At 45.3% G+C, this 6,566-nt stretch carries 5 protein-coding genes; 2 read left to right on the top strand and 3 right to left on the bottom strand.

The features are described from left to right. Both A1D16_RS09200 and A1D16_RS09205 read right to left on the bottom strand, forming a co-directional pair. Positions 1–941 (bottom strand): putative porin (locus tag A1D16_RS09200; RefSeq protein ID WP_366206637.1); only part of this gene is annotated, 941 nt, incomplete at its 3' end. A gap of 74 nt (positions 942–1,015) precedes the next feature. After that, positions 1,016–1,837: a purine-nucleoside phosphorylase gene (locus A1D16_RS09205; protein WP_290709069.1), complete on the bottom strand. Its 822-nt coding sequence runs from the start codon at positions 1,835–1,837 to the stop codon at positions 1,016–1,018. 227 nt (positions 1,838–2,064) lie between these two features. Here A1D16_RS09205 and lon point away from each other — a divergent pair, with 227 nt between their 5' ends. Together lon and porQ are read left to right on the top strand one after the other, a co-directional pair. Continuing rightward, positions 2,065–4,467: an endopeptidase La gene (gene lon / locus A1D16_RS09210; protein WP_290709070.1), complete on the top strand. Its 2,403-nt coding sequence runs from the start codon at positions 2,065–2,067 to the stop codon at positions 4,465–4,467. A 134-nt stretch (positions 4,468–4,601) separates the two neighbouring features. Then, positions 4,602–5,594 (top strand): type IX secretion system protein PorQ, encoded by a 993-nt coding sequence (porQ, locus tag A1D16_RS09215; protein WP_290709071.1) that lies wholly within the window; start codon positions 4,602–4,604, stop codon positions 5,592–5,594. Positions 5,595–5,630: 36 nt separating this feature from the next. Here porQ and A1D16_RS09220 read toward each other — a convergent pair. Beyond that, positions 5,631–6,566, bottom strand: a 936-nt coding sequence (locus A1D16_RS09220; RefSeq protein WP_290709072.1) for a M20/M25/M40 family metallo-hydrolase, incomplete at its 5' end; no start/stop codon positions are given.

A 6,566-nucleotide genomic window follows, 5' to 3' on the forward strand; every position in this document is an offset into this window, starting at 1 on the left:
GTAATAGAGGCAGGCGGATTTACCATGACATCATAATTCCTGATATAAAAACTATCCTGCGGCTGCCGGTCAAAATAACTGTACCGATGCCTGCTGTACTGCAGGTTATATTCTATCCGGAGTTTTGGGTAAAACAAGGGAATCACGGATGAATCCGTTACAATACTGTCTTTCCTGCCCAGATCGTACTGCTGCCGAAGGAAATAAGTAGTGGTACGCTGGCGGTTACCAGTATTCAACACGCTGTTTAATACGTTTCTGCGGTAGGGAACATAATCTCCCAACTGCACGGGAATAGCAGACCTTTCCTTGTAACTGACGAGGTCATTCAGATAATCGTAGTCATTTTTCAATCCTCCGTTTTCATTTGCCTGCATAGCATTTGAAAGGGCTATAAAATACAGGTGATACCGTTTGTTGCGGGATGTGTAATCCGTGTTAAATAAATACCTGCTATGATTGGTCGACTGATTTTTGAATGCTCCTAAGCTATTGATCAGGTTGTATTGGAAGGCGAAGTTCCAGTTAGGCTTGATATTCTGCGTGTGCATTACATTTATGATCTGCTCGGCCGAGCTACCCAGTAAATATCCCAACTCAGAATAAGGGCGGGTTGTCTGAAAAAAACGAACCTGATCCAATCGCATTTTATACGGATCAAATGCATGAAATCCGGGATCCCATCCGCTTGACAAAATCGGGTTAAATCCCAAAGGCCGGGCGGCCAGCCCAAGGTTGCCGAGGTAGGTATGATTGGCCGGAACCGGGAATCTTTTGTAAAAATCAACAATGGAAGAATCCAGTCGTTGGGCCCTGGACGTATCGAGGTATCGAAACCAGATAGTAATAGAATCTTCATTGTTATCCCGGCGTTTCAGGCTATCCTGGGTACCTGAACCGCTTCGCATGCCTCCTCCGCCCATGCCCGGTAAACGTCGCATAGGATTTTGCGCATAGCCGTCCAATACGCTTAAGCAGCAGCAAACCAGGATACTATAAAAGATTTTCTTACCCATCAGATAGCTTGAACCAGTTCTCTGAAAATGGCGGTTAATTTTGGTTCGGCTGCGGCAGCCGCTTCCAATACCTCCTGGTGTGTAATAATGTTTTCTTCTTCCCGTATTCCAAGATCGGTAATTACGCTAATGGCAAAAACCTGCATGTCCATATGACGGGCAACAATTACTTCCTGCACGGTACTCATGCCCACCGCATCGGCCCCTGCCAGGTGCAATAATTTGTATTCTGCCCGGGTTTCAAAGGTTGGGCCGGTTACCCCTGCATACACGCCCTGGTGTACCGGGATGCCTAGTTTATCCGCAATAGCTACAGCCTTGAGGATGGTGGCTTTATTATAAGGCTCACTCATATCTGGAAAACGGGGCCCCAACCCGGCTTCATTTTTGCCGATCAGCGGATTTACCGTAAACAAACTGATTTGATCCCGGATTATCATCAGGTCGCCGACTGCAAAAGCGGCATTCATTCCACCTGCTGCATTACTGAGCAGCAAAGTGTGCACACCCAGTAATTTCATCACTCTGATAGGATAGGCCACTTCACTGGCCGAATACCCTTCGTAGTAATGAAACCGGCCCGACATAGCAACCACCTGCTTATTACCCAGCTTTCCGAAAATCAGTTTTCCACTATGCCCTTCGACTGTTGAAACCGGAAAATGCGGCAGATCCTGGTAAGAAATTTCTTTTTCAATGGCCAATTCCGCCACCAGATTCCCTAAACCACTGCCCAGAACAATGCCTATTTCCGGCCTTAACGCGCCCTGTTCCTGTATAAAGCGGACCGTTTCTTCTAGCTGATCCATCAATGCTGCCATATGTATGTTTTTTGCGCAGGCCCTTGAGACTCCCACGGGGCGCAAATATAAGGATTGCCTACGGCTGGCTGCGTGGCTACAACGAACTATATGTCATTTTTAAGAACTCTGTCCGCCAATTCTGGTTAAAACCCTGGCATGGCACCATAGTTGACATTTATAACTATTGCCTTCTGCCCTATGTAAAACAGGCAGGATGTGTTATTTTGTCACATCAACAGATGAGTATGAATCAAACGAACTTTTTTTTGAGACCTGAAGATGAAATGGATTTTATCCCCATAATACCCCTGAATGAACACGAAAGCGACGACGGAGCCGACCTGGTACTTCCCGACGACCTGCCCATTCTCCCCCTTCGCAATACAGTTTTGTTTCCCGGCGTAGTATTGCCCATTACAGTTGGACGAGATAAAAGTATTAAGGCGGTCAACGATGCCTATAAGCATGAGAAACTGGTAGGCGTGGTTGCGCAGAAAGACAGTAATGTGGAAGACCCCGTACCCACCGACCTGGAATCTGTAGGTACGGTGGCAAAAATTGTGAAGCTGATTAAGATGCCCGATGGCGGTACCACGGTAATAATCCAGGGTAAACGTCGGTTCCGGCTAGATTCTTTTACTTCTGAAGATCCGTATTTCAGGGCTAAAGTTAGTTTGCTGGAAGATGTGGCCGCCCCGGTAGATGATAATTTTGCTGCCTATATCGCCAATATCAAGGACCTGGCCACCCAAATCATACAATTATCTCCTAATATTCCGTCGGAAGCCGCTATTATCCTGAAAAACATTGAAAACCCGGCATTCCTGATCCATTTCGTATCAAGTAACCTGAATACGGAGTTGAACGAAAAACAAAAGATCCTGCAGTCTGGTGAAATCGGCGAACGGGCCGATATACTTATGCAGTTATTGCAGCGGGAACTGCAGTTTGCGGAATTGAAAAACAAACTCACCAATAAAACCAAAACTGAGCTCGATAAGCAACAACGGGAATATTTTCTGCAGCAGCAGATGAAAAGTATCAAGGAAGAGCTAGGTGGCGATAGCAATGAGCTTGAAATAAAGGAAATGAAGAAAAAGGCGGAGCAGAAAAAATGGCCCAAAACCGCCGCCGAAATGTTTCAGAAAGGCATTGAAAAACTGGAACGAATGCATCCTTCCACCCCGGATTATTCCATCGTGTACAATCATCTGGATCTGATGCTGGATCTTCCCTGGGAAGATTACACCAAAGATTCCTATGATCTTAAACACGCCAAAGAAGTACTGGATCATGATCATTACGGAATGGATAAGATCAAAGAACGGATCATAGAATACATTGCGGTACTTAAACTTAAGGGCGACATGAAAAGTCCCATACTTTGTTTTGTGGGACCTCCGGGTATCGGTAAAACCTCCCTGGGCCGAAGCATTGCCAGCGCCATCGGGCGCAAATATGTACGGCTGGCCTTAGGCGGCCTGCACGACGAAAGCGAAATACGCGGACATCGAAAAACCTATATAGGCGCCATGCCCGGAAGAATTCTTCAGTCGATCCGAAAAGTTAAATCCTCTAACCCGGTAATGATCCTCGATGAAATTGATAAAGTAGGCGCTGATCACCGGGGCGACCCCTCTTCTGCCCTGCTGGAAGTATTGGACCCTGAACAGAACAATACCTTCTATGATAACTACCTGGAATTGGAATACGACCTCAGCAAAGTGCTTTTTATTGCCACCGCCAATAATATTAATAATATTCAGCCGGCACTAAGAGACCGCCTGGAGATCATTGACCTGAGCGGGTATGCTGTAGAAGAGAAAGTAGAGATTGCAAAACGTCACCTGGTTCCCAAACAAAAAGAAGCGCATGGATTGGGTAAGCAATCAATTCGCATCAATGATAAAGTACTGGAAAAAGTTGTGGAAGATTATACCCGGGAAAGCGGTGTACGGGAATTAGATCGACAGCTGGCAGCCATCATGCGCTATATGGCAAAAGAAGTGGCAATGAACAAAAAAATAAAATCACCACTTACCATTGCTGATGTCACTGAAATATTGGGTAAACCCAGGTATAGTAATGAAATTTATAAAACTGCCAATATACCCGGCGTTGCAGTTGGCCTGGCCTGGACCTATGTTGGCGGCGATATACTATTTATCGAAACCACGCTCAGTGAAGGCAAAGGAGAACTTCGCTTAACCGGTAACCTGGGAAATGTGATGAAAGAAAGTGCCAGCACAGCACTTACTTACCTGCAGGCAAATGCTAAAAAACTGGGGATTGATACCCGCCTTTTTCAAACCAAGAACATTCATATACATGTTCCGGAAGGAGCCGTTCCAAAAGACGGACCCAGTGCAGGTATTACCATGATGACAGCACTTATGTCAGCTTTTACCGGTAAAAAAGTAAAACCTTACCTGGCCATGACCGGAGAAATTACCTTACGCGGCCAGGTATTGCCAGTTGGTGGTATCAAAGAAAAAATACTGGCAGCAAAAAGAGCCGGTTTAAAAGAGATTATTTTATGCTGGCAAAACGAAAAAGACGTAGAGGAAATTGATCCGAATTTTATCAAAGGTTTAAACTTTCACTACGTTAAGCAAATGCAACAGGTACTGGAGCTGGCTTTAGTATAATTTTTTAAACAATCCAACAATTTCATTGTAATTAAATACGATTGAAATTTTTCATGTTGGTTGTTTTAGGGTTAATAATCCCCCATATCAATGGGGGATTTTCTTTATTTTACCCAATCAACTGCGCCGGATACATGAAACTGTTGAAAACTCTTATTCTTTTCTTATTTGCCTGCCTTGTATCCGGCTTGCGGCTTTATGCACAAAATGCAGGTGGACAAAGCGTATATTCATTTCTTCGTCTGCCGATTGCAGCCCAACAAACTGCTGTTGGAGGAGAAAATACCAGTCTTATTAATGCAGAACTGAGCCTGGCGCATGCAAACCCCTCCCTGTTAAGACCCGATCACCATAGTCAGCTTTCCGTAAGTTTTACGCCTATGCCTGCCGGCGTAAAACATCTGTATGGGGCAGCTGCTTTTTACCATGAAAAAAGCGCTACCAGTTTTGCGGCACAGGTGCAGTATACTGGTTATGGCAGTATTCCACAAACCGATCCTGCCGGTAATGAGTTGGGAACATTTCAACCCCGCGATTACCAGGTACAGTTAACAGCCTCCAGGAAATACCTGGAGAAATGGCATTATGGAACTTCGCTGCAATTTATTCAATCCAATTACGGCGCTTACCGTTCCAGTGCAATGGCAATTACAGTAGGCATTAATTATTATGACAGCGCCCGGCAATTTCAGGTTGGACTGGTTATGAAAAACATGGGTACACAGCTCCGCGGGTATACCAATGGGGGTATAGAAAACCTTCCCTTTGACCTTCAGTTGGGTATCACCAAACGATTGAACAAAGCGCCGCTTCAATTTTCGCTTACGCTACGAAACCTGCATCAACTGGTACTGTTTAAGCCAGATAGCAGCACCAGCACTGCCGACCAGGTACTGCAACATATAGTACTGGGTGCGCAGGCTTTTATAGCCGGGAAAATTGAACTTGCCATGGGGTATAATCACCTCCGCAGAAGAGAGCTGATTATACCCAATACAGCAAACGGGCTTACCGGGTACTCCATGGGACTCGGCATACTGCTTACCCGTTTTCAACTCCGTTACGCAAGAACTTTTTATTCAACAACAAAAGGCTATCACCAGGTTGGTATAAATATAAAAATTTAACCTCCCCCTTCCTTCTTTCTCCTTCCTCCTTTGCCCCTACAAATACCGCAAATCAGTTTTCGGACTCAGCGTCAACAAGGTTTCATACATAAGCCGAATGGTTTGTTCAATATCTTTTTTGTGCAGCATTTCAACCGTCGTATGCATATACCGTAAAGGAATTGAGATCAGTACAGAGGGGCAGCCTTCATGTGCATACGCAAAAGAATCTGTATCCGTACCTGTGCTTCTGCTTACTGTTCTCATTTGTAATGGAATGCCTGATTTTTCGGCAACTTCCTGCACAATTGCCAACAGTTTATTGTGAACAGCCGGGCCATAGGCCGGAGAGGGGCCTTTTCCGCAAACCACATCACCTTCAATAATTTTATTGATCATGGGCGTGGAGGTATCATGCGTAACATCTGTTACCAGGGCAATATCGGGCTTAATTCTCCGGGCAATCATTTCTGCACCGCGTAACCCAACTTCTTCCTGCACTGCATTAACCACATACAAACCAAAAGGAAGTTTTTTCTTGTTTTCTTTTAGCAGGCGGGCCACTTCTGCAATCATTACGCCGCCGATCCTGTTATCAAACGCACGGGCTACATAGTAGTCGTTGGCCAACTCGTCAAATCCATCCTGGTAGGTAACAACCGAACCAATATGAATACCTAACTCCTCCACTTCCTTTTTCGAGCGCGCACCGCAATCGAGAAAAAGATTGTCCACTTTTGCTACCGGCTCTTTCTGATCCGGATTAGAGAGCCGTGTATGAATGGCCGGCCATCCGAAAACCGCTTTCACCGGTCCTTTTTTTCCATGGATAAATACCCGCTGTGATGGTGCAATCTGGTGATCAACCCCGCCGTTTCTTTTCAGGTAAATCAATCCTTCGGCATTTATATAGTTTACGAACCAGCTGATCTCATCCGCGTGTGCTTCAATTACTACTTTGAATGAAGCATCCGGGTTTATTACCCCCACAAC

Source organism: Flavihumibacter sp. CACIAM 22H1 (assembly GCF_001601815.1).
Classification (GTDB): Bacteria; Bacteroidota; Bacteroidia; order Chitinophagales; family Chitinophagaceae; genus Flavihumibacter.